22 protein-coding genes are annotated in these 22,997 nt (G+C 60.6%); 10 read left to right on the top strand and 12 right to left on the bottom strand.

Annotated elements, in window-relative coordinates; all coding sequences use genetic code 11:
- Positions 1 to 6 precede the first annotated feature (6 nt).
- On the bottom strand, positions 7 to 870 hold the full coding sequence (locus tag IEX40_RS14510) for a MurR/RpiR family transcriptional regulator (RefSeq protein ID WP_188749535.1): 864 nt from the start codon (positions 868 to 870) through the stop codon (positions 7 to 9).
- A gap of 399 nt (positions 871 to 1,269) precedes the next feature.
- Here IEX40_RS14510 and gap point away from each other — a divergent pair, with 399 nt between their 5' ends.
- From gap to mgrA, 6 genes are read left to right on the top strand one after another with little or no spacing between them, the layout of a single operon-like run.
- Entirely contained in the window at positions 1,270 to 2,280 is a 1,011-nt protein-coding gene (gene gap, locus IEX40_RS14505) for a type I glyceraldehyde-3-phosphate dehydrogenase (protein ID WP_188749533.1), read from the top strand.
- A gap of 4 nt (positions 2,281 to 2,284) precedes the next feature.
- Positions 2,285 to 3,733, top strand: a complete 1,449-nt coding sequence (pyk, locus tag IEX40_RS14500) for a pyruvate kinase (protein WP_188749531.1) — start codon at positions 2,285 to 2,287, stop codon at positions 3,731 to 3,733.
- Positions 3,734 to 3,753: 20 nt separating this feature from the next.
- Positions 3,754 to 3,924: a hypothetical protein gene (locus tag IEX40_RS14495; RefSeq protein WP_188749530.1), complete on the top strand. Its 171-nt coding sequence runs from the start codon at positions 3,754 to 3,756 to the stop codon at positions 3,922 to 3,924.
- Positions 3,921 to 5,213, top strand: coding sequence for a phosphopyruvate hydratase (gene eno / locus IEX40_RS14490; protein ID WP_188749528.1), 1,293 nt, complete (start codon positions 3,921 to 3,923; stop codon positions 5,211 to 5,213). The genes IEX40_RS14495 and eno overlap by 4 nt, the downstream gene beginning before the upstream one ends.
- Positions 5,214 to 5,240: 27 nt before the next feature.
- Positions 5,241 to 5,717: a methylglyoxal synthase gene (locus tag IEX40_RS14485; RefSeq protein ID WP_188749526.1), complete on the top strand. Its 477-nt coding sequence runs from the start codon at positions 5,241 to 5,243 to the stop codon at positions 5,715 to 5,717.
- A gap of 10 nt (positions 5,718 to 5,727) precedes the next feature.
- Positions 5,728 to 6,756 carry an L-glyceraldehyde 3-phosphate reductase gene (mgrA, locus tag IEX40_RS14480; RefSeq protein WP_188749524.1) on the top strand — a complete coding sequence of 343 codons (1,029 nt, stop codon included), beginning with the start codon at positions 5,728 to 5,730 and terminating at the stop codon, positions 6,754 to 6,756.
- 18 nt (positions 6,757 to 6,774) lie between these two features.
- Here mgrA and IEX40_RS14475 read toward each other — a convergent pair whose 3' ends face one another.
- The 6 genes from IEX40_RS14475 to IEX40_RS14450 all read right to left on the bottom strand — a co-directional run bounded on the left by IEX40_RS14475 (position 6,775) and on the right by IEX40_RS14450 (position 13,737).
- Positions 6,775 to 7,335, bottom strand: a complete 561-nt coding sequence (locus IEX40_RS14475; protein WP_188749522.1) for a thioredoxin family protein — start codon at positions 7,333 to 7,335, stop codon at positions 6,775 to 6,777.
- Between the two features lie 169 nt (positions 7,336 to 7,504).
- Positions 7,505 to 8,431 (bottom strand): Dyp-type peroxidase, encoded by a 927-nt coding sequence (locus IEX40_RS14470; protein ID WP_188749520.1) that lies wholly within the window; start codon positions 8,429 to 8,431, stop codon positions 7,505 to 7,507.
- A 74-nt stretch (positions 8,432 to 8,505) separates the two neighbouring features.
- Entirely contained in the window at positions 8,506 to 11,571 is a 3,066-nt protein-coding gene (locus IEX40_RS14465) for an efflux RND transporter permease subunit (protein WP_188749518.1), read from the bottom strand.
- On the bottom strand, positions 11,568 to 12,653 hold the full coding sequence (locus tag IEX40_RS14460; RefSeq protein ID WP_188749516.1) for an efflux RND transporter periplasmic adaptor subunit: 1,086 nt from the start codon (positions 12,651 to 12,653) through the stop codon (positions 11,568 to 11,570). Before IEX40_RS14460 ends, IEX40_RS14465 begins: the two co-directional genes overlap by 4 nt.
- 131 nt (positions 12,654 to 12,784) lie before the next feature.
- Complete coding sequence (locus IEX40_RS14455) at positions 12,785 to 13,351, bottom strand: DUF4865 family protein (RefSeq protein WP_188749514.1); 567 nt, start codon at positions 13,349 to 13,351, stop codon at positions 12,785 to 12,787.
- Positions 13,348 to 13,737 carry a tautomerase family protein gene (locus tag IEX40_RS14450; protein WP_188749512.1) on the bottom strand — a complete coding sequence of 130 codons (390 nt, stop codon included), beginning with the start codon at positions 13,735 to 13,737 and terminating at the stop codon, positions 13,348 to 13,350. Before IEX40_RS14450 ends, IEX40_RS14455 begins: the two co-directional genes overlap by 4 nt.
- 118 nt (positions 13,738 to 13,855) lie before the next feature.
- Between IEX40_RS14450 and IEX40_RS14445 the strand changes: the two genes are divergently transcribed.
- The 4 genes from IEX40_RS14445 (at position 13,856) to IEX40_RS14430 (ending at position 17,122) form a co-directional block, all read left to right on the top strand.
- Positions 13,856 to 14,737 carry a LysR substrate-binding domain-containing protein gene (locus IEX40_RS14445; RefSeq protein WP_188749510.1) on the top strand — a complete coding sequence of 294 codons (882 nt, stop codon included), beginning with the start codon at positions 13,856 to 13,858 and terminating at the stop codon, positions 14,735 to 14,737.
- Between the two features lie 120 nt (positions 14,738 to 14,857).
- On the top strand, positions 14,858 to 15,328 hold the full coding sequence (locus tag IEX40_RS14440) for a carboxymuconolactone decarboxylase family protein (RefSeq protein ID WP_188749508.1): 471 nt from the start codon (positions 14,858 to 14,860) through the stop codon (positions 15,326 to 15,328).
- A complete protein-coding gene (locus IEX40_RS14435) occupies positions 15,325 to 16,230 on the top strand; it encodes a sigma-70 family RNA polymerase sigma factor (protein ID WP_188749507.1) in 906 nt (301 codons plus the stop codon). The genes IEX40_RS14440 and IEX40_RS14435 overlap by 4 nt, the downstream gene beginning before the upstream one ends.
- A 61-nt stretch (positions 16,231 to 16,291) precedes the next feature.
- Positions 16,292 to 17,122 carry a hypothetical protein gene (locus IEX40_RS14430; RefSeq protein WP_188749505.1) on the top strand — a complete coding sequence of 277 codons (831 nt, stop codon included), beginning with the start codon at positions 16,292 to 16,294 and terminating at the stop codon, positions 17,120 to 17,122.
- Positions 17,123 to 17,156: 34 nt separating this feature from the next.
- Here the strand turns inward: IEX40_RS14430 and IEX40_RS14425 are convergent, their stop codons facing one another.
- From IEX40_RS14425 to IEX40_RS14405, 5 genes are all read right to left on the bottom strand, one after another.
- Positions 17,157 to 18,386, bottom strand: a complete 1,230-nt coding sequence (locus IEX40_RS14425; RefSeq protein WP_188749504.1) for an Aq_097 family APC-type transporter — start codon at positions 18,384 to 18,386, stop codon at positions 17,157 to 17,159.
- A 131-nt stretch (positions 18,387 to 18,517) separates the two neighbouring features.
- Positions 18,518 to 19,837: a Xaa-Pro dipeptidase gene (gene pepQ / locus IEX40_RS14420; protein ID WP_188749501.1), complete on the bottom strand. Its 1,320-nt coding sequence runs from the start codon at positions 19,835 to 19,837 to the stop codon at positions 18,518 to 18,520.
- A gap of 18 nt (positions 19,838 to 19,855) precedes the next feature.
- Positions 19,856 to 20,797 carry a LysR family transcriptional regulator gene (locus tag IEX40_RS14415; protein ID WP_188749500.1) on the bottom strand — a complete coding sequence of 314 codons (942 nt, stop codon included), beginning with the start codon at positions 20,795 to 20,797 and terminating at the stop codon, positions 19,856 to 19,858.
- A gap of 8 nt (positions 20,798 to 20,805) precedes the next feature.
- Positions 20,806 to 21,951 carry a M14 family metallopeptidase gene (locus IEX40_RS14410; RefSeq protein ID WP_188749498.1) on the bottom strand — a complete coding sequence of 382 codons (1,146 nt, stop codon included), beginning with the start codon at positions 21,949 to 21,951 and terminating at the stop codon, positions 20,806 to 20,808.
- Between the two features lies 1 nt (position 21,952).
- Entirely contained in the window at positions 21,953 to 22,996 is a 1,044-nt protein-coding gene (locus tag IEX40_RS14405) for an ABC transporter ATP-binding protein (protein ID WP_188749496.1), read from the bottom strand.
- Position 22,997 lies beyond the last annotated feature (1 nt).

Here is a 22,997-nt window from a genome sequence, read left to right as displayed (position 1 = left end):
CTACCGCTATACCCGCGGCTCAGCCGGGTAGCGAGTCTCTTTCAAGCTGTCCTTGATCGCCTTCAAGTGACGCAGAAAGTCCGGACCACGGCGCAAGGTGACCCCGGTAGCCAGGATATCGATGACGGTCAGGTGTACGATACGGGAGGTCATCGGCATGTACACATCGGTATCCTCCGGCGCCTCGACATCGAGCACGACCGTACAGTGCCTGGCCAGCGGCGAGTTCGGTGCGGTGATACCGATAACCGTGGCGCCGCTAGCGCGCGCCAGCTCGGCAATATCCACCAGTTCACGGGTACGTCCGGTGTAGGAGATGATGACGATGACATCGCCGGTACCTGAGGCTGCCGCCACCATCCGCTGCATCAGCACATCATCATAGGCCGCGACGGGAATATTGAAGCGGAAGAACTTGTGCTGCGCATCCTGGGCCACCGGCCCCGAGGCCCCGAGACCGAAGAACAGTATCTGCTTGGCCTGAATCAGCTGATCGACGGCCCGGTTTACGACCGCAGGGCTGATCTTCTCCTTCGCGTAGGCCAGGCTGGCGATGGTCGCTTCAAAGATTTTCGGCGAATAGCTGTCGGCGGTGTCGTCCGCTTCCACATTGCGATTGACATAGGGTACGCCGCTGGCAAGCGCCTGCGCCAGGTTCAGCTTGAAATCGGGAAAGCCCGCCGTATTGAAGCGCTTGCAGAAACGGTTGACGGTCGGCTCACTGACCTGTGCCGCCTTGGCCAGGGTGGCGATCGAGGAGCGGGTCGCCGCCTGAGGATCGGACAAGATCACATCGGCCACCTTGCGCTCGGAGCGATTCAAAGACTCCAGGGCTGACGTAATCTGCTGCAATATATTGAATGAATTCATCCGATCGACCACACCTCAACAAAACTGACATACCGCCCCTCTCCGCTCCGTGGTAACTGGCGACTCGCCACTACTACCTAATTACTAGTAGTTTTCACAACATCGAAGAGGCTCTTGTACCGCAGAATAACAAATATGTAAGAAACTTACCTCCTCCACTCACTTTCCATGACCGGAAGAGCGAGCGCCTCCCCCGCCCAACAGATGCCAAACTCCGTGCTCACATGGACCGGGCAACCTGTCCCCGCAATGCCTGCCATTAGTTACGCATAGCGAGAAACAATGAAAACATTACGTAATAAAACAAATATAAATTTGACTTGAGATCAAAATAAGGCGATAAAATATGTAATTTTACTACCTAAAGATCTCACACCCCAATAACAATCGAGGTATCTGATGAGCATTCGAGTCGCAATCAACGGTTATGGACGCATTGGTCGCAATGTACTGCGCGCGCTGTATGAATCCGGCAAACGTGAACAGATCCAGATCGTCGCGATCAACGACCTCGGCGATGCCGAGATCAACGCTCACCTGACCCGTTTCGACACCGTGCACGGTCGCTTCAACGGCGAAGTTTCGGTGGATGGCGACAACCTGATCGTCAACGGCGACAGTATCCGCATCATCGCCGAGCGCGACCCGGCCAAGCTGCCGTGGAAAGCGCTTGAGGTCGATGTGGTGTATGAGTGCACCGGCCTGTTCACCGCACGGGAAAAAGCCGCCGCTCACCTGGAAGCCGGCGCCCGCAAGGTGATCATCTCCGCTCCGGCCAATGGCGCAGACGCCACCATCGTTTACGGTATCAACCAGAACGTACTGACCGCCGAGCACCAGATCATCTCCAACGCCTCCTGCACCACCAACTGCCTGGCACCGATCGCCAAGCCGCTGCATGACGCCATCGGCATCAATAACGGTTTGATGACCACCATCCACTCCTACACCAACGACCAGAAGCTGTCGGATGTCTACCACTCGGACCTGTACCGTGCCCGCGCCGCCGCGCACTCGATGATCCCGACCAAGACCGGCGCCGCCGCTGCCGTGGGCCTGGTGCTGCCGGAACTGAACGGCCGCCTGGACGGCATGGCAGTGCGCGTACCGACCATCAACGTATCGCTGGTGGATCTGACCTTCGAAGCCGGACGCGACACCAGCGTCGAAGAGGTCAACGCGGTGATCGAGGAGGCGGCCAAGGGTGCGCTCAAGGGCGTACTGGAGGTCAACAAACTGCCGCTGGTATCGGTGGACTTCAACCACAACCCCCACTCCTCCATCTTCGATGCAAGCCAGACCCGCGTGAACGGCCGCCTGGTCAAGGTGATGAGCTGGTATGACAACGAGTGGGGTTTCTCCAACCGAATGCTGGACAACACGCTGGCACTGATGCAAGCAGAGGCCTGAGACGATGCAACGCAGGACCAAGATAGTCGCAACACTGGGACCCGCCACCGACACGCCTGAAGCGATAGAGGCGCTGGTCAAGGCCGGCGTCAACGTGGTGCGTCTGAACTTTTCCCACGGCAGTCCGCAGGATCACCAGCGCCGGGCTTCGCTGGTGCGCGAGTTTGGCGCCAAGCATGGTCGCTACGTCGCCGTACTGGGCGACCTGCAGGGCCCAAAGATCCGCATCGCTCGCTTCGCGGAGACCAAGGTACAGCTGACCAAGGGGCAGCGCTTCGACCTTGACGCTGCACTGGACAAGAACGCAGGCGATGCCACCTGCGTCGGTATCGACTACGAAGAGCTGGTCAGCGACAGTAATCCGGGCGACATCCTGCTGCTCGACGATGGCCGCGTCGAACTCGAAGTGGTCGCTGTCGAAGGCAGCCGTATTCAGTGCGAGGTCCTGATCGGCGGCCCGCTCTCCAACAACAAGGGGATCAACCGCAAGGGCGGCGGACTCTCGGCCGGAGCGCTGACCGAGAAGGATTTCGCCGATATCAAGACCGCGGCCGAGATCGGCGTGGACTACCTCGCCGTCTCTTTCCCCCGCAGCGCCGCCGACATGAACCAGGCGCGCGAGCTACTGCGGGCCGCGGGCGGCAAGGCGGGGCTGGTGGCCAAGATCGAGCGCGCGGAAACCGTGCAGGATCCCAAGGTGCTGGATGAGATCATCCTCGCATCGGAAGCGGTAATGGTGGCGCGCGGCGATCTCGGCGTCGAGATCGGCGATGCCGAGCTGATCGGGGTGCAGAAGCATATCATCAGCCGCGCCCGCACCCTGAACCGACTGGTGATCACCGCCACCCAGATGATGGAGTCGATGATCACCCAACCGATGCCGACCCGTGCCGAAGTATTCGACGTGGCCAACGCCGTGCTCGACGGCACCGACGCGGTGATGCTGTCGGCGGAAACCGCCGCCGGCGCCTACCCGATCGAGACCGTGGAAGCGATGGCGCGGGTGATCATCGGCGCCGAAAAACATCCGCAGGCACATAAATCGAAACACCGCCTGAGCGAGTCCTTTAGACATATCGACGAGTCGATTGCGCTGTCGGCGATGTACGCGGCCAACCATCTAGAGGGGGTCAAGGCGATCATCTGCATGACCGAGACCGGCGCCACACCGCTGCTGATGTCACGCATCCGCTCACCGCAACCGATCTTCGCCTACTCACGCCATCCGGATACCCAGTATCGCGTCGCACTCTACCGCGGCGTGAAAACGGTCCCCTTCGACACCGCCAACCTGCCTGCCGCCGAGATCAATCAACTGGCAGTGGATGAGCTGGTTCGACGCGAGGTAGTTAGCAAAGGCGATCTGGTACTGATCACCAAGGGCGATTATCTCAATGCCCAGGGCGGCACCAACACCCTGAAGATCGTCCGCGTGGGCGACCAAATACGCTAACAAGAATAACGGAGGAACCTATGCACCCCGCTTCTCACGCTTGTGCCAACGAAACGCTCTGCAGCGACTGGCCACAGGGTTTTAATATCCGTGCCGAATATGCCGAGCAGCAGGAGATGCTGCAGGACACCCCTCTCCATGCAGGAGCGGGCGAACGACAGTACAACCATGAGGAACTCGACGCGCTATGATCCGTATCGCTAATATCAAGGCCCGCGAAGTACTCGACTCCCGCGGCAATCCCACCGTCGAAGCCGACGTGATCCTGGCATCAGGCGTTGTCGGCAGCGCCTGTGCTCCCTCCGGCGCCTCCACCGGCTCGCGCGAGGCGCTGGAGCTGCGTGACGGCGACAAGTCGCGCTATCTGGGCAAGGGTGTACAGACCGCCGTTAACAATATCAACGGCGTGATCCGTGCCGCCCTGATCGGTATGGATGCATCCAATCAGCGCGAACTGGATAACCGCATGCTGGCGCTGGACGGTAGCGACAACAAGTCCAAGCTTGGCGCCAACGCCATCCTCGCGGTGTCACTGGCTGCGGCCAAGGCGGCGGCGACCGAGAAAGGCATTCCGCTCTACGCGCATATCGCCGAGCTGAACGGCACCGCCGGTCAGTACTCCATGCCGGTGCCGATGATGAACATCCTCAACGGCGGCGAGCACGCCGACAACAACGTCGACATCCAGGAGTTCATGGTGCAGCCGGTGGGCGTGGACAACTTCGCCGATGCTTTGCGCTGTGGCGCCGAGATTTTCCATGCGCTGAAGGCGGTACTCAAGGCCCGCGGCCTGAACACTGCGGTCGGCGACGAGGGCGGTTTCGCGCCGAACCTGGGCTCCAACGAGGAGGCCCTCGTGGTGATCAAGGAAGCGGTCAGTGCCGCCGGCTACGAGCTGGGCAGGGATGTGACCCTGGCGCTGGACTGCGCCGCCTCCGAGTTCTACAAGAATGGTCAGTACGACCTGTCCGGCGAAGGCAAGGTGTTCGATGCCGAGGGCTTCAGCGATTTCCTCGCCGAGCTGACCGAAAACTACCCGATCGTCTCTATCGAGGACGGCCTGGATGAGTCCGATTGGGCCGGCTGGGCCTACCTGACCAAGAAGATCGGCGACAAGGTGCAGCTGGTCGGCGACGACCTGTTCGTGACCAACACCAAGATCCTGAAGGAAGGGATCGACAAGGGGATCGCCAACTCCATCCTGATCAAGTTCAACCAGATCGGCTCCCTGTCCGAAACTCTGGATGCGATCCGCATGGCCAAGGAGGCCGGCTACACCGCGGTGATCTCGCACCGCTCCGGCGAGACCGAGGACACCACCATCGCCGACCTGGCGGTGGGCACCGCCGCCGGCCAGATCAAGACCGGCTCGTTGTGCCGTTCCGATCGTGTGGCCAAGTACAACCGCCTGCTGCGCATCGCCGAGGAGCTGGGCGACAAGGCGGTCTACAATGGTCTGAAAGAGATCAAGGGACAATAAAAGGCCCGTAACCGGAGGCTTGAGCCGATGCATACCACAGAGGTCGCGATGCCCGGCGAGAAACGGATCGCACTGGTCGCGCACGACAACCGCAAACCCGACCTGCTCGCCTGGGCCGACCGGCACAAGGCGGAGCTGGCCAAGCATCGGCTCTACGCCACCGGTACCACCGGCAACCGACTGAGCAAGCAGCTCGGACTGCCGGTTGCGTCCCTGCTCAGCGGCCCGATGGGCGGCGATCAGCAGTTGGGCGCCCGGATCGCCGAAGGCGAGATCGACCTGCTGATCTTCTTCTGGGATCCGCTTGATGCCCAGCCGCACGACCCGGACGTCAAGGCGCTTCTGCGCCTTGCCGCGGTCTGGAACATCCCGGTCGCCTGCAACGAGGCCTCGGCCGACTTCATCTTCGCCTCCCGCTACCTGACGGGGGCTTATCAGCGCCGGATACCGGACTACAACGCCTATCTGAAGGCACGCACCGGCGAGTCATCTACACAGAACTAAGAACCCGAACATGCCCTACACCCCATCGACAGCACGCTACGAGAAGATGCGCTACAACCGCTGCGGCCGTAGTGGCTTGAAACTGCCCGCTCTATCCCTCGGTCTGTGGCACAACTTCGGCGAGGACAGCCGCCCCGACACGGCGCGTGCGATCTGCCGCACCGCGTTCGACAACGGTATCACCCACTTCGATCTGGCCAACAACTACGGCCCGCCACCCGGATCGGCGGAAACGCTGTTCGGAAGGATTCTCAGAACGGATTTTGCCGGTTACCGAGACGAGTTGATCATCTCCACCAAGGCCGGTTACGACATGTGGCCTGGCCCCTACGGCGAGTGGGGCAGCCGCAAGTATCTGCTGGCCAGCCTGGACCAGAGCCTGAAACGGATGGGGCTGGAGTATGTCGATATCTTCTACTCCCACCGTTTCGATCCGGATACGCCGCTGGAGGAGACCATGGGCGCACTGGACAGCGCCGTGCGCCAGGGCAAGGCGCTCTATGTCGGCATCTCCTCCTACAATTCGCAGCGCACGCGTGAAGCGGTGGAGATACTGCGTGAGCTGGGTACCCCCTGCCTGATCCATCAGCCAAGCTACTCGATGTTGAACCGCTGGGTCGAAGAGGATGGCCTGCTCGATACGCTGGAGGACGTCGGCACCGGCAGCATCGTGTTCTCCCCGCTGGCGCAGGGTCTGCTGACGAACAAGTACCTTGACGGGATTCCGCAAGACAGCCGCGCCGCGCAGAAGAAGTCGCTGCAGAGTTCCCACCTGTCCGAGGACAACCTGAATCGTATCCGCGCGCTGAACGAGATCGCCCGTCGCCGGGGTCAGAGCCTGGCCCAGATGGCGATCGCCTGGGTGCTGCGCGACAGCCGGGTGACCTCGGCGCTGGTCGGCGTCAGCCGACCCGAGCAACTGCTCGACAGCCTGGCCGCACTGGACAACCCGCACTTCAGTGCCGAGGAGCTGGCCGAGATCGACCGCTACGCGATCGAAGGTGGAATCAACCTCTGGGCGCTATCGTCCGAACGCTGACCTGCCAACCAGGCGCAATCACTGCGCCCGGTGGTATGCCCGCCACTTGATATTGCAACCGATGCTCGGCTTCTGCTCGGTCGACGGCTTCTTACCGGCCAGCAGCGCATCCATCGCCGCGCGCAGATCCTTTCCCGTCACCGGGAGATCGTTGTTAGGCCGGGAGTCGTCGAACTGGCCGCGATAAACCAGTTCGCGTTCGCCATTAAACAGGAAGATATCCGGTGTGCAGGCGGCGTCATACGCCTTGGCCACCTGCTGGCTTTCGTCGTACAGGTAGGGGAAAGGGTAATCTTTCTCCGCCATCTTCTCCGGACCATCTTCAGGATGGGTTGCAGCGTCATTGCTGCTGATCGCAACCATGGCGATCCCCTTGCCTGCGTAGTCCCGTCCCAGCTGAATCAATCCCGGTTCGATATGCCGCACAAAGGGACAGTGGTTACAGATAAACACCACCAGCATCCCCTCTGGTCCGGGTAGATCCGCACTGGAGAGATAGCGTCCGGTTTTGGGTTCTAGCAGGTTGAACTCGGTTGCCTCATGGCCCAATGCAATCATCGTCGAAGGTGTCAGTGTCATGGTGAAACCTCCTGAGAACTAACTCCTGCAGCCTGCTGGATTTAGCCGATCGTCACGAGCGGACTACCGCAGACTGCTCACCTGTCCAAACTATAGTGAACTAGCCGGCACTCTGCCGTAGGTTACGCGGGCCTCACCGGCGAGGCCCTGTATTTCGCTGCTGGCTGGTTTAGCCCAGACGCTGTAACCAACTGTTGGCGGGAACAAAGAACGCAGCCCCTGACACTGCGCGGGTGAACTGGAGAATACGGTCGGCCCTGCCCTCTTCGTCCCCCTCCACCATGCTCTTGAGCATCAGTTCGAAATTCTCCGGCGTACGGCACAGACTGACGAACATCAGCCCCTTACGGGCCGCGTCGCCATAGGGCATGCTCTGGCGCAGGATCTCGATGGAGCTGCCGTCGGGCCTTTTCAGCGAGGTACGCTTGGTATGGGCATGGGGGGATTTCTCGGCGCTGGGATACTCGATATTGTCGGCCTTGGTGCGGCCATAGGTATCCTCCTGCTCCTTCAGCGACTGACGGTTCCAGGCCGACAGGTCATGCTCGTAGCGCTGCAGGTGCAGGTAGCTACCACCGGCAAACTGAGGGTCTTCATCACCGACCAGCGCCACGTCAAGCCGGTCATCGCCCTCGGGATTTTCCGTGCCATCGACAAAGCCGGTCAGGTCTCGTGAGTCGAGATAACGGAAGCCGTGCACCTCGTCCACCAACGTCACGGCACCCTGAAGCGCCTGTTCGATCTCGCGCGACAGTTCGAAGCACGCGTCGTATTGATCAGCCCGCACAATGAACAGCAGATCGATCGGTGTCGAGGGCGCGACACGCGCCCCCTTTTCCAGCGCGGGGAAGGGCCGCAACAGCGCTGGCCTCTCCTCTGGGCAGATACGGTCCCAATAGGCGGAGCCGATGGCGGCAGTCAGGTGAAGATCCGTTTCCGGCAGGCGTGCCCTGAGCGCCTCGACTTTTTGCGGCAACCCACCCAGAAATGCCCGCACCTGCTGTTCGCTTCCCGGTTCGTGGTTGCCGTTAAAACAGAGAAACAGCGCATCCCGGTTCTGCGGTGCGATGACGCCAGACTGATAATCCTGATCCATTTTTCTTTCCCAGCTTCATTTGTATAAGTTTCATCGAGATCGGTAGTAATTCGAGACCAGCTGCCACCCGTCTCTCATCCTGCCTTCGAATAGCGTATACCGTAGATTAACGCATAGAGCACCGGTACCACCCCCAGTGTCAGCAGGGTTGAGAACAGCAAACCAGCCATGATCGCAATCGTCATCGGCTCCCACATCTCGCCCCCACCCAAGTAGAGGGGCAACAGCCCCAGTACGGTGGTCGACGTGGTCAACAGTATGGGTCGGGCCCGCTGCATGGCCGCCGAGACGATCGCCACCTGCGGCTCTACTCCGCTATCCAGTTCGATCTTGATCCGCTCCAGCAACACGATGGCGTTATTGATCACGATACCGGCCAGCGAGATGATGCCAAGAAAGGTCATAAAGCCGAAGAATGAGTGCCCCAGCAACAGCCCCGCCACCACACCAATCAGCCCGAGCGGAACGGTAGTCAGGATAATGAACGATTTGCGAATCGAGTTGAACTGGGCCACCAGTACCAGCACGATGATCAGTGCCGCAACGGGCAGCTTGTCGATGATCGACTGGTTGGCCTTGGCCGATGACTCGCTCTCGCCGCCGAACTCGTAACGTACGCGGGTGCCCCAGCTGTCCTTCTGCTGATCGAGCCAGGGTTTAAGCTGCGCGAACTTTTCCGCAGCGGTGACGCCGGGTTGCAGTTGTGCCCCCAGAGTTACCGTACGCACCCCGTCACGGCGGAATATGCGTGCGGCTTCCCATACCACCGCCAGATTGGCCACCTGTGTCAGCGGAACGGACTGACCGGTGGATTGCACAAACACCGACAACCCCTCCACCTTGCCGATATCCTGCTGATTCGAGGCGTGAGAGCGCAGGATGACCGGTATCGAGTCCTCCCCTTCCCGATACTCGGTCATCTCCAGACCGCTCAACCCCGCCTGCAGCGAAATGGCGATATCCTGACTGGTGACCCCGGCCCGCAACGCTCGCGGCTGGTCGATACGTATCTCCAGCTTTTTGATCCGCTGGCCCCAGTCGTCGCTGATCGCATCCAGACCGCCGATCTCCGCCATACGCACCTTCAGCGCCTTTACAGCGTTGAACAGCGACGCGCTATCCTGCCCCGACAGGCGCACCTCCACCGGATTTTCTACCGAGGGACCGTTCTCAATCCTGCGCGTTTTCAGCCGCAGATCGGGAAAATGCTCGAAGGCATAGGCCCTGACGCCGTCCATCGCCGGATCGACCAGCGCCAGATCACTGACATTGACGATCATCAGCGCATAGCTCGGATTCGAGGGTTTGGGGTTGTGGGAGAGGATGAACTTGGGCCCGGCGTTACCGACATAGCTGACCCAGTTGGTTACCCCGCTGGCGCGGGAATCACTCACCACCCATTCCCGCTGCATATAGCGCTCAAGTTCGGATACCACCTGCTCCGTACGCTCGATGGCGGTTCCTTCCGGCAGCTCCAGCTCCACCTTGAAATAGAGCCGGTCCGACGGCGGGAAAAACAGGTTGGGGAGATAGCGGAACCCCAGCATCGCCACGGCAAACACCACCAGCGTCACGGCCAGGGTGATGAAGCGATGCCGCAACAGCGCCAGCAGCGCCCGTCGATAGATCCCATATAGGCCGCTATCGAAGGCTTCGCTGCGCGGCGCCACCTTCATGAAATGGACGCACAGCATCGGAATGACGGTCAATGAAATCACCCAGGAGCTCAACAGTGTAATCGTCACCACCTTGAACAGAGACGCGGTGAACTCGCCCACGTTGGACTCGGCCAGGTAGATCGGTAGAAACGCCGCCGCCGTCGTCAGCGAGGCGGTCAGCAGTGGGATCTTCAACTCGGCAGCAGAGTCCACCGCCGCCGCCAGCGCACGTTTACCCGTCTCCATCTGCACCATGATGCTCTCCGACATCACGATGCCATTATCCACCAGCATCCCCAGTGCGATGATCAGTGCTGCCAACGAGATCTGATCCAGCCCGATCCCCAGCACCGACATGACGATGATCGCCAACAGCATTGCCAGCGGGATCAGCGACGCAACAACCAGCCCGGTACGCAGCCCCAAACTGATCAGCATCACCAGCGTGACGATCGCCACCGCCTGCAGCAGGTTGACGACAAAATCCCGCACCTTCTGGTCCACCTCATCAGGAACGAAATTGACCAGGTCAAACTCGATACCGTAGGGGTAGTTCGGTTGCAGCTCATCCAGCGCCGCCCGCACCTGCTCGCCCAACAGAATATTGTTCCCCCCTTCGCGCATGGCGATACCGAGCGCCAGCGCCGGTGTTCCGCTGGAGTGCACCAGCGCCTGAGCGGGGTCCACGTAGCCGCGGGACACCTCGGCGATGTCGTCGAGGTAAAGCAGGTTCTCGCTGCCGGGAATACTCAGTATGGTTTTACGGATATCCTCCACGGTTTCGAAATTGCCGCTCGGCTCCAGCGCAATCCGTTCATTGCCCAGGGCGAAGGAGCCACCCGGTATGACAATATTGCGCGTGGCCAAGGCCTGGGACAGCTGATTGGGCGATATACCCAGTTCCGACAGACGGGCGTTGTCGAACTCAACGAAGATCCGCTCCTCCTGGTCGCCGTAGATCTCCACCTTCGCCGCATCCGGTATCCGCAGCAGGCGATCCCTGACCTGTTCCGCCACCCTCTCCACCTCGGCGTAACTGAAACCCTCGCCGGTGATCGACATCACGATACCGAACACATCGCCGAATTCGTCGTTGACGCTGGGGCCGACCACGCCATCCGGCATATCGGAGCGGATATCGTCGACCTTACGCCGCAGCTCATCCCAGATCGGCCGCATATCCTTGTAACTTTCGCTGATATTGACGGTGACGATGGACACGCCGGTACGCGATTCGCTTTTCACGAAATCCAGCTCCGGTATCTCTTTCACCACATCCTCGATGGGGGAGGTTATCAGCTGTTCGACACGTTCCGGACTGGCGCCCGGAAATTGGGTGGTGATCTGGGCAGCGCGGATGATGAAGCCGGGATCGTAAGCACGTGGCATCTTCAAAAAGGTATCGATACCCGCAAGCACGATACACAGCACAAGCACCCAGGTGAGACGGCTATTGCCGATCGCACCGGCTGTGATATTCACTGGCCCACCTCCGACATCAGCTTGACCTCAAGGCCGGCGTGCATCTTGCTCATGCCGGCCACCACCACGCGGTCACCAACGGCAAGACCGGATATCACCTCCAGCCCGAGCGAGGTCAAACTACCGACCTCCACTGCCCGGCGCTCGACGCTGCCCTGTCCCGGCTGGGTTTGATCGACCAGGTAAACGAAATGTCCGTCGTCATCCTCCAGCACCGCCTGGGCGGGCAGATAGAGGAGGTCTGCCACGGCAACGCGTGGGTCGGCCTGGCCACGTACGGTGGCCGACATGCCGGGCAGCAGGTTGTAACCCTCGGTAGCGTGCATCGCGAAGGTGACCTTGTAGGTGTTGCTACTCTTGTCGGCCTGGGTCGACACCTCCAGCAGCGACAGCGGGAATTGCTGATCCGGTATTTGATCGAAACTGGCAGTCAGCTCCGGTACAGCATCCTCACGGACCCGGATCATGATGCTTTCCGGTACATCCACGCTGATGCTGACACCGTTGGTATCCTGCAGTACCAGCACCGGCTGACCGGCGGCGAGCTCCTCGAAACTCTCCACATTGCGTTTCGCGACCCGACCGGCGAAAGGCGCCCGTAGCGAGGTGTATTCCACATTTTGCCGGGCGGACTCCAGCGCCGCCTTGGCCGACTCATACTGGGCTTTCAACTTATCGAAATCGGCTCGCGCGATCAGGTTTTTCTGGACCAGCGTTTGGCCGCGTTCAAAGTCGGCCAGCGCCTGATCGTATTCGGCCAGGCGGGCATTGAGCTGAATGTTGAAATCGGTGGCATCGAGCTGCGCCAGCAGTTGCTTCTCCTGGACCCTATCGCCCTCTTTTACCGGCAGCTGTTCGAGCTTGCCGCTGACCCTAAACGCCAGCTCCACCTCACGTGACGCCTTCACCACGCCCGGAAGTTCGCGCCAACGGCCCTGCTGTGGCGCCTGCACAACGAGCGTTTTTACCGGACGTAACGGCGGCGGTCCGCTCACTTCGCTTTTGTCACTGTCGTCACTGCATCCGGACAGTAATGGCAGTGCGAGAAAAACGGCAGAAAGCAGCAGACCCAGCGATTTCATGGTGATGAGCGTCCATATTCAGTGGAGGATAGCGCCCCAATGGTAGCCGGAATCCTGGATGAACGGCCAGCAAACCCAGCGAAAAGCTGACCATTGGGACAGCGGCTCAGAGGAGACGCTGCACCAACCGGTCAGCTCGGCCCCGCCACATAGCCGACCTGATAGAATTCGATATCGACGCCGTCAACCAACGGGTTCGATTGTGCGTAGAGCGAGAACCTCATCAGGGTCCAATTATGAGGATCAAGCGCGGATATGCACGCCAAAGCATTATTCCGTGTGATCTGCGCCTGCACATATTTCTCCTCTTCCGCTTCCAGCGTCTCCAAAGAGGCAAGCGGTTTCAGCTTCACTAGCGCCCTGCTCGCATAACGGGCCTGCCGTACGGAAGGCAGCACGGTCTGGGCCAACGGAATCCAGCTCATCAGCTGTGGACGCCCGAAGGAGCGCTGAACCCCTTCAAAGCCAGAACTGCAGAGAAAACGCTTCATACCCAACGTATTCTCCCAAAGATAGAAAGGCGCATAGAGCTTGAATGGCGCAGGCGATTCAGCGTTCAGGGTGTCAGCAAACAGGTATGCCTTGAACATCAGCCCCGGAAAGTTATCCAGCAGATGCCCCTTGTCGCTGATCCGCTGACGAATGATCTGCATGTCGTAGTCGGCGGGCAATACGAAGCGGTACTGCATCGAGATCATGCTTGCGCTCCTGCCGAGACACCGCCGCTGAACGACCACTCACCGAGCCGATTGGTGGTGATGATCACCATCACATCGGCTGCACTTATTCCAACGCTCGCCTGCAGCTCCTCCACCAGGCGAGCGAAGAACGTATTGCGTGTCTTCTCGCTGCGTTCACGCCCCGCCGTGATCTGAAAGATAATCGTGTTCGCGGTTCTACCGTCTGCCGCCATATAGTGACGGTCGCACACCAGCCGGCCTGCCGGCAGCTCCTCGATCAGTTGAAAGCGATCCGCCGGCGGCACCTCGAAGCAATCGACCAGCGCGCGATGCAGCGCATCGGATACGCCCTGAATGTAGTGATCCGGTTTTCCTTCGCGCAGCGCTATTCGGGTGAATGGCATGGTTAGTCTCTCCCTTTTCCTGTTCAAGCTGTGATTGACAGGCACAGAGTAACGACCGACCATAGTTTAAAAAATCAAAACATATTGAACATACAATCCACTATTTCAGGATTTAAACATGCGCAAGATGACACTCGATCTTGAAGCCCTGCGCAGCTTCATGACCGGCATTGAGTTGGGCAGTTTTGCCAGCGCCGCGCAGACATTGAACCGCTCCACCTCCGCAGTCAGCGCCCATCTGAAAAAGCTGGAGGAGCAGATCGGCCAACCCATACTGCGGCGTGCCGGCCGCAATCTGGAGCTGTTGCCTGCCGGCGAGCTGCTGCTCTCCTATGCACGCCAACTCCTTTCCACCAACGACGAAGCGGTGATGGCGTTGCATCAGGTGAATCTGCAGGGCCAGGTACGCCTGGGATTGCAGGAGGATTTCGGTGAGCAGCTGCTGACGCAGACACTGGGCCGATTTAAACGCGCCTACCCAGGTATCCAGATCGAGGTACAGATTGCGCGCAACGCCGAGCTGGTCAATAGCGTCCGCCAGGGGCAGCTGGATCTTGCCCTGGCCTGGGATGATGGCCACCCACTGCCCAATACCCTGCCCCTGCGCTCCTATCCAATGCAGTGGATCGGCGGGGGCGATAGCGAGGATTTCCGGCTACGCCCCCTGCCCCTGATCCTGTTCGAGGCGCCCTGTCTGGTGCGCCAGGCTGCGCTCGATGCGCTGGACAGGGCCGGTATTCCCTGGCGCATCAGCATCACCAGTCGCAGCCTGGCAGGTATCTGGGCTGCCACCCAGGCGGGTCTTGGGCTTACCGTGCGCACGGCGGTTGGGATGCCAAGCGATCTGCAAATGCTCGATAAGCGCTACGGCCTGCCGTCGCTGCCCTCTCTGAAACTGGTGCTGCACCGCCTGGATTCGGCGCCGTCTGCTGCTGTGAAAGTCCTGGAGAACTGCTTGCTGGAGAGCCTGGATCTGGCGCAGCCAGCACTAGCAGGATGAGCACTTCGCAAAAAAACTCAAAAAAGTTGTCACTGCATGTCACATCTCCCGTTGGCGGCTCGTCATACAGGCAAACCTAACAGGAGCCCCTACAGGAGCCCCAAAACGGAGAAAGCAACTATGCAACGTTTAGATCCCAACCAGGCTGCCCCTGAAGCGATAGCTGCCATGGTCAACCTGGAGACCTATGTTCGCCACAGCGGACTGGAGTACAGTCTGATCGAGCTGGTGAAAAACCGCGCCTCGCAGATCAATGGCTGCGCCTACTGTCTCCATATGCACACCCGCGATGCGCGTAAAGCCGGTGAAACCGAGGAGCGGCTCTATCTGCTCCCCGCCTGGCGCGAGTCGTCGCTCTACTCCGAGCGTGAGCGCGCCGCACTTGCCTGGACCGAGTCCCTCACCCTGCTGGCCGATAGCCAGGCACCGGACGAGGATTATCAACAGGCCAAGCAGCAGTTCAGCGATAAGGAGCTGGTCAACTTGACCCTGCTGATCGGTGCCATCAATGTATGGAACAGGCTTGCGGTGGGCTTCCGCTTTGCCCATCCCGTCACCGCACCTATCGAGAAGGAGACCGCCACTGCATGAGTGCTGAAACCCGACAGCCGGATTCAGCTGCCGAGTTCGAAAGCCACCGCCGATTTCTCGGCGGTCTGGCTTATCGCATGCTTGGCTCGGTCGCCGAAGCGGAAGATGTGGTGCAGGATGCCTATCTGCGCTGGCACTCCACTGAGCAACAGGATATCGATAATACCCGTGCCTACCTCACCACCGTGGTCAGCCGGATCTGTCTCGACCGGCTGAAGTCGGCCAGGCATCAACGGGAAACCTATATCGGTCCCTGGCTGCCGGAACCGCTGATCGAGCTGCAGGAGGATATCTCGGTGGAGGAGGAGCTGTCCCGAGACGCCTCCATTGCCCTGATGCTGGCGCTGGAGCGGCTGTCACCGCTGGAGCGTGCGGTGTTTCTGCTGCACGACGTGTTCGAGCTGGAGTTCGACGAGATCTCGACTACGTTGTCGCGCAGCAACGCCGCCTGCCGCCAGTTGGCCAAACGTGCCCGCGACAATATCCGCTTGGAGCGCTCCCGTTTTCAGGTCGAGAAGCGTGACAGTGAACGGTTGTCCGAAGCGTTCTTCCACGCCTCCCGCAGTGGCGACACCGAGGTATTGAGTCAGCTACTGGCCGACAACGCCATTCTACGTACCGATGGCGGTGGTCGCCGGATCTCGGCACGCCGTCCGATCTTCGGCCTCGACCGTATCAATCGCTTCTTTGCCGGCATCGCGCGTAAAAGCGGTGGCATCAACCAGCCGATTTGGGCCCGCCGCGTGCTGATCAACGGTGCTCCGGGCTGGCTGACACTGGAGCAGGACTGCCTGCTGCAGGCCACCGGTTTCGCGTTCAGGGATGGTCGGATCGAGGAGATCTACATCGTTCGAAATCCGAAAAAGCTGCTGCACCTCACGCACTTGATCCCCAACCGCTGAGACGGGCACGGACTGCCGCGAACTATACTTTTATGGCCAATAGAAAATGGGGGATACACCCATGGCCATTTTCCCTACCCAACTGTTACCCCCCGCCGCGGTAACAGCTCTATGCCTCGGCATCTCGACCCAAGTATCAGCCACCGCGCCCTGCGGTGACTTCGGCGAGTGCAAAACGCTGATCGAAATTAATGCCAGCGATGGCGATATCGGCTTTCACTTCCTCATCGACGGTGAGGATCTGAACTCCGTCCGCCTGGAAAACCCGGATGGTGCGAAAGTTTTTGAAGATATCGCCAAGGGTGCCCTGGCTGAGCAGAAGTTGACGGAAACCTTTGCCGAAAGTTCGGAGCCGCTGTGCTGGCCCGATCCAGAGGCTGACCCCGACGACGAGATCGTCTCACTGGAGGAGTTTCTCGAGCGCTGGCAAGCTGGAACCTATACCTTCATCGGTAAAGGCGATGAAGGCGAAAAGCTGGAAGGCGAAACCGAGCTGAGCTACGCCCTTCCCGCCGCCCCGACCAATCTCGATTACTCAGGCGGCCTGATCAGCTGGAGCAGCGGCGATGATCTGGGCAACTGCGGCTCCTTCGCGCAGTTGAGCGCACTGGTGGACGACGGTGTTCTGCCCGTGCACCCAGTAAACGTCGTCATAGCCATTTGGGAGGTTGTACTCGAAGCCGAGGATGGATCCGGTTTGAAGTTCTCGATCCGGTTGCCCGCCAGCCAGATGAGCGTGACTGTACCGACGGAATATCTGAACACGTTGGCTGATGACACCCTGGCCAAGATTGAGGTGGGCGCCATCACCGCCGATGACAACGCCACCTTTACCGAACTTGGCGATATCTGCCTGAATGAGGTCGAAGGGTGCGAAGAAGGCGAGGAGTAAAGCAACCCAGAATAGGTTCGGGAGGGCTGAGTACTCAGTCCTCCACCGGCTTTGCAAACAGCACAATGGTGATCATCAACAACGCCAACACCAGATATGACGCGATCAACCACCGCCGGCGGCGCCCAGAGGCGGTGGCCGCGGCGAGCCGCGCCGCCTGAATCGCTTGCAGGCAGTAGTAGAACGCGAACGCCCTGGACGCGAGCGCCACCACCTCGAAGATATTGGTAAACCAGATCAATGTGGCGGCCAGCAGCGTAATCACCAGATAACTGGGCTTGGCCGATACTCGCTGACGACTCTCCTGTTCGACCACACCACCGGCCCCGATGGTATCGGCAATCGCCGCACTGAACTGGCTCATGGCGGCCGCCACCACCAGCATCAACGGCAGTATCAGCGTAATATGGCGGGACAGATCAATGATGGCGGTTTCGCTGGGCGACGCCTGTGCGAAATGTGCCATCAACGGCAGCGCCAACACTACGAAGACGATATAGATTGTACCTGCCACAATCTGCGCCAGCCACATGGAGCGTGCCCGCATGACGGGGGTATACGAGCCCTCAAGATATTTGGACGTCTCGAAGCCCTGCACGATCAGCAGCATCCCGCCCAACATCCGCAATCGCTCCCAGGGATCGGTGGCTTGGGACTCCAGCCCTGCCAGACTGTAACCGCTGTCGGAGTCATGGGCGATCAGTCCCAGTATCAGCGAAGCGATAATCGCCAGCTTGATCGTAACGGAGTACTCCTCGAGTCGCTCCAGCCCGCTCAAGCCACGGCGCAAGCCGTAGATGCCAATGAACACCAGCAGCAGAGTGGCAAGTACATCGGCGTTAAAAACCGTGAACACCCCGAGACCGGTGAGTACGAAGCCACACAACAGGCGGATATAGAACGCAACAGAGACCACGTACGCCGCCGCCAGTGCCAGATCGGACAGATGCTCCATCAACCGTACCGAGCGCACCTCCGGTACAGAACGTGTCCCATCGTGCAGTATATTGAAGCGAATCGCCGATCCCAGCCACAGCGATAGCAGCACGATAATCAGGATATCCAGAGAGGCAAAGACACCGCCGATATGGGCCAGCAGCGGCGCCACCACCAGAAAGCCGCTGCCGATGATCGACGCCAACGGCGTCACCGTGGCCCGCCAGAACGGCGCATCGCGCACGCGACGACGCAGCATGACCGCCGCCACGACCAGCGAGAACAGGACAAGGAAGGCATCCAGAAAGGTGAAGTCACCCGCCACCATATCGGCACTCTTAACCCAACACCTACAAACCTAGGCAGTATGGCACCCTTTGGTATCAGGGGCAGTTGGCGACTACTGCCCCCCTAGGGTGGTTACCGAGATCGTCGACTCAGCTGTCGCCGCCTAACGCGTTACCCCGCAACGAGCGCAAACGCGTCCCGCGTCAGGTTTTCGTGGCCCTCTGCGGTAATCGCCACGTTGTCCTCGATACGGATTCCGCCATAGGGCTGCAGCTGCTCAACCCGGTTCCAATCGAATGTATTACCTGCCGCTGAAGCGCGCAGCCCGGCCAAAAGCGAGGGAATGAAGTAGAGGCCGGGCTCGATGGTCACCACGAAGCCCGGCTCCAAAGTCCGGGTCAAACGCAGGAAGGGGTGCTCGGCTGGCGGTTCGCGCAGAGTGCCAGCCGAGTCACTCTGCCAGCCACCCACGTCGTGCACCTGGATGCCGAGCAGATGACCGAGGCCATGGGGGAAGAAGGTGCGGGTAATGCCCTGCGCCAGCTGGGCCTCGACACTGGCATTGACCAGCCTGCTGTCGGTGAGCACCTGTGCCAGCCTCGCATGCATCTCCAGGTGCAGATCGACAAAGTCGACGCCCGCCTTCACCGTCGTCAGTATCCCCTTCTGCGCCTCATCCAGCGCCGCGATCAGCTGTCCGAATTCGGAGTCCGGATCGAAGGCGTGGGTGCGGGTAATATCGGCGGCATAGCCCTGGTACGAGGCACCGGCGTCGAGTAGCAGCGTACGCGGCACGCTCGGTGCCTGGCGCTGCTGGAACTGGTAGTGCAGCACCGCCGCATGTTCATTCAGGGCGACGATATTGTCATAGGGCAGGTCCCGCTCGTTATGCTCAATGGCCGCGAGATAGTCCTGGTGGATCCAGTACTCGCTAGCGCCGGCACGAAACGCCTGCTCGGCGGCGACGTGGCCACGCACCGCGATGCGGTTGGCCTCGCGCAGGCAGTGCAGCTCCCACTCGGTCTTGATCGCACGGTCGAAGTGCAGCGCGTCCAGCAGCGGCTGCGGGTTGTGTTGCCACCCTTCTGCCGCGAAGTCGGGACGCTCGGCATTCACCAGCGCCACCCGTGACAGGGAGGCGAATGCAGAACGCAGCTGCTGCGCATCGCTGAACGCCTCGATCTCAAAGGCCGTCGTCCAGTCCCCGGTCGGCAGCTCCGGTGTCTGATGCCAGAAGTCGGTGGGGCTGTACAGGTACAGCTTCGGCTTGCACCCCGGTTGCAGCAACAGCCAGGACCCCGGGTGCTGGTTCAGCTGTGGCAGCCACTGCACGAAGTCGGGCTGGGTGCGGAACGGATAGTAAGTGTCGTCGAGAAAGCGTTTTGGTGCCGCACCGGAACCCAGCAGCAACGCGTCAAACCCCAGTGTCGCCAGCGCGCTTTCGGTACGCGCCGTCAGTGTCTCGATATGCTTGAAAAACAGAGCCTGCATTGAATCATCCTGGGCAAACTAGAGGGCTGTGGTGACCCCTTCCGCGACCTGATCCGCTATCAGCGACCAGAGCGCATCGAGGCTGCTATTGTGATTGTGACGCAGCCGGTAGAGCCGTATCTGCATCGGGATATGCCAGCGCTCATCGCCGGCCAGCGCCAACTGGTTGTAGCGCAGACTGTCACCGATCAACCGCTTGGGTATCCAGCCCAGACCGAACCCCTCCTTGACCATCGCCTTGACGCTAACGGCATGGAAGTTCTCGTTCATGGTAACCAGTTGCGGCGGCTCCAGCTGCTGCTGGATAAACTGCTGAATCACTGGCCTAGCGAAGGAACCTTCATGGTAGCCGATGTAGGGCAAGGGTTTGCGCGCCCTGCCCGGCAACTGGTGCAGCGGATGCCCCTGCTCGTCGAGCGCCGTCACCGGCACCAACACCTCGTCGGCGACCGTAATCGACTCGAAGCGATCGTCATCAAGCGCACGCAAAAAGTCCACCGCCGGGTGCCAGTAACAGAGTGCCAGATCGCACTCGCCCTGCGCCAGGGCACTGACGAAATCGGGCCCCACCCAGGCAGTGGATTTCAGGTTCAATTCGATATCGATGCCTTGCTCGGAGGAGAACGGCTCAACCCAGGCGTTGTAGAAACAGAGATACAGCGTCTGCGTGGTGGCGAAGACCAGTCGGTTGAGCTGCTTCTCACGGATCTCGCCGCAGCGGGACTTGGTCTCGCGGGCGATCCGGCTCATCTGTTCGGCGCCGGCCAGAAACACCTCGCCGGCCGGCGTCAGTGACAGCGGCAGGGTATTACGGTCGATCAACGTCACACCCATCTCGTCCTCAAGCAGCTTGATACGCCGGCTCAGGGTTGGTTGGGTGCAGTTACGTTCATCCGCCGCGCGGGAAAAATGTCGCGTCCTTGCGAGCGCAATAAAGTCATCCAACCAGCGCAACTCCATGCAGCCCCCTACGACCTATCAAGCGAGCGGCCAAGCCAGGCCAGTATCGGATCGATCAGCGACGCGCCCAGACGCTGCGAACGTTCCGGCGACCAGCCCTGCAGCGGATCCGGCCGCAGGTCGAAATCGATAAACGGCATCTCCAGCGTCATCGCCGGACAGCTGAAGCGGCGCCCGACCCAAAACGCGGCAATGGTCATCGTCTCGGCGCCGAACTTGCCCGGCGGGTAGCCGCGCTCAAGCTGAAAGTCCGCGTTCACCGCCTGCAGATCGCGTCCGAACTGCACCTCCTGCTCCAGTATATTTGCCTCAACCCAGGGCGCACCGGCCTGTCCCGAGATAAAGTTGCACGGCAGCACCTCATCGCCATGCAGATCGAGATAGAGATCGACGCCGGTCTGCTCCATCCGCTGGCGCACGCAATACACCTCCGGGCTACGCTCCAGGCTCGGTGTCTCCCACTCCCGGTTCAGGTTGGCCCCGATGGCGTTGGTACGCAGATGGCCCCGCACAGAGCCGTCCGGATTCATATTCGGCACCATATAGATCACCGCTTGCTCCAGCAGCAGGCGGGCCTGGGCATCGTGGCGGTCGAGCAGCCGCGTCAACAGCCCCTCGGCACACCATTCCGCCATGGTTTCGCCCGGATGCTGACGCGCCGTAACCCAGATCACGCAGCGCCCCGGAGCCGCCTCGCCAATCCGCAGCAGCTCCATATCGCGTCCATCAAGAGTCTGGCCGAGGCGCTCGATACCCACCATGTCCGACAGCCCGGCACGGGCGATCAGATCCAGGTGCCGCTCGTGGCTGTACGGAGCGAAATAAGCATAGTAGACGCTGTCGTGTTCCGGCTGATGTTCGATCACCAGCTCGCCGTCTGCGTAGTGGGTCGACACCCGGAACCAGTGCTCACGGTCATAGGAGGCTACCGCCCGGTAGCCAGCCCAGCCGCCCGGGTAGGACGCCTCGCCGGCATTGATCAACCGCATCCGCAGCGGCTGGCCACCTGCTCCCAGTACCCGGTAGTGGAACCATTGGAAAAACGCCGAGCCGTTGTCGATGCGTATACGCAGCTGGATATCCTCCGCCCTGCTGGCATCGACGACCTCGATATTGCCGCTATCGAACGCGGCGCTGACCTGTATATGGCTCATCTCAGATCCGCCCCTCTTCAACCGCGTGGCAGGCGACCTGACCGCCCTCGTCGGTGGCGATCAGCTGCGGGATCTCCCGCTTGCAGCGCTCATCAGCGTGGGGACAGCGTCCGTGAAACACACAGCCCGAGGGCAGATTCACCGGCGTCGGCACCTCGCCCTTCAGCTTGATATGCCCGGGACGGCCGGTTTCCAGCCGCGGAATCGCCGACAGCAGCGCCTGGGTATAGGGGTGGCGCGGGCTGGGAAACAGGGTCTTGGTCGGTGCCAGCTCACACAGACTGCCGAGGTACATCACCGCCACACGGGTGCCGAAATGCTCGACCACGGCCAGATCGTGGGTGATGAACAGGTAGGTCAGATTGCGCTTCTCCTGCGCGTCCATCATCAGGTTCAGCACCTGGGCCTGGATCGACACGTCCAGCGCCGAGATCGGCTCGTCGGCAACGATAAACTCCGGATCCACCGCCAGTGCTCGGGCGATACTGATACGCTGACGCTGACCGCCGGAAAACTCGTGGGCATAGCGCTTGCCCCAGCTCGGGTCGATACCCACCGACTGCATCACCTCATACACCTTGTCGCGCACCTCGGCGGCGGACGCCTTCGGGTTGTGGAAACGCACCGGCTCCTCCAGCGTTTGGGCGATGGTCATGCGCGGGTTCAGCGACGCATAGGGGTTCTGGAAGATCATCTGCATCTTGCGTCGGTACGGGATCAGCTGACGATCGCTCAGGTTGTCGATACGTTTGCCCTGGTAGCCGATCGAACCGCCACTCGGGCTCAGCAGCCCCATCACGGTACGCGCCACGGTGGACTTGCCGCAGCCGGACTCGCCGACCACGCACAGGGCCTCGCCCTTGCGCACGTCCAGCGTCACGCCGTTGATCGCGTGCACATGCTCCTGCTCACGCACCAGCTTGCCGCCGCGCAGTTTCAACTGCTCGAGAAAATCACCGGAGATCGAGAAGCGCTTATACAGATTCTCGATCTGTACCAGGGATTCGGCCGCCGTTGTCACAGTTGTCGGTACAGTCGTTGTCATC

The organism is Marinobacterium zhoushanense (assembly GCF_014641945.1).
Taxonomy (GTDB): Bacteria; Pseudomonadota; Gammaproteobacteria; order Pseudomonadales; family Balneatricaceae; genus Marinobacterium_D; species Marinobacterium_D zhoushanense.
Note: the sequence above shows the minus strand (reverse complement) of the source record. Positions and strands in the feature narration are given on the sequence as shown.